A 938-nucleotide genomic window follows, 5' to 3' on the forward strand; every position below is an offset into this window, starting at 1 on the left:
AATTGAAGTAATACTTCAAGACAATATGTGATCAAGGCAATCCAGATTTGATTATAGACAGCATTTTCACTTTTTCCAAAGAAGGATTTGATCTTCAGATGTTGTTTCATCCATTTAAAAAAAGTTTCTATTTTCCAACGATATCGATATAAATCTCCGATTTCTTTGGCAGTAAGGTCAAAACAACTAGTAACGATAATAACAAGATTTCCTTCTTGATCTTTAGTTTTGATTAGGCGTAGGGTGTGCTGCATCTTCGTACCATTTTGTGCATTTCCAAGATATACCTCAGCATCTTGATAGATCAAATTTTCGGGATCGGGTGATTGTTCGCTTAGTACTTCAATTTCGGCGTTTTTCTTAAGTCTAGTAATAAATCGAACGCCTTCCAGGCAGTACTTATCGAATTGCTTGTAATCCACATATCCTCGGTCAAAAAGGTAAAGAGCATCAGGATCAATCTCGATTAGTTCATTCATTTGGGTCCGGTCAGCATGTTTTGCCGGCAATAGAACGGCTTTATCAGGGATTGTTAAATCTTTGGTCACAACGACCCGTAAATGCAGTCTAACGCCGGCCTTTGTTTTGCGAAACTTTGCCCATGGATACTGCGATATGGACATACTCATTGTCGATGAGTCAATCACATGAAGACGTCCAATATCTCGAACAATCGGAGATTGTTTCATTTGGGACTGAATCATAAAAACAAGATGGTGTAAGATCTTCTCAAACAACTTCGGAGATAGATCACACTGTTTTCTGGAAAGCTGAGATGTACTAATGCCATCCATATTCAGGTGAACCTGAAGTTCTTTCTTATCTTTCGAATGCTTGGATAGATGGGTTAAACTGTCTAATTCATTGATTTGTGCCAAGATGAGTAGCTGCAAAAATTTATATGCCGTCAGTTTCTTAACATACTTGTCGATGTCCAC

1 protein-coding gene is annotated in these 938 nt (G+C 38.0%); it reads right to left on the reverse strand.

Annotation, left to right across the window (positions count from 1 at the left end; all coding sequences use genetic code 11):
• Positions 1 to 938, reverse strand: a 938-nt coding sequence (locus ACFFHF_RS11820) for an IS4 family transposase (RefSeq protein ID WP_377058222.1), incomplete at both ends; no start/stop codon positions are given.

Source organism: Robertmurraya beringensis, from assembly GCF_042433785.1.
GTDB lineage: Bacteria > Bacillota > Bacilli > Bacillales > Cytobacillaceae > Robertmurraya_A > Robertmurraya_A beringensis.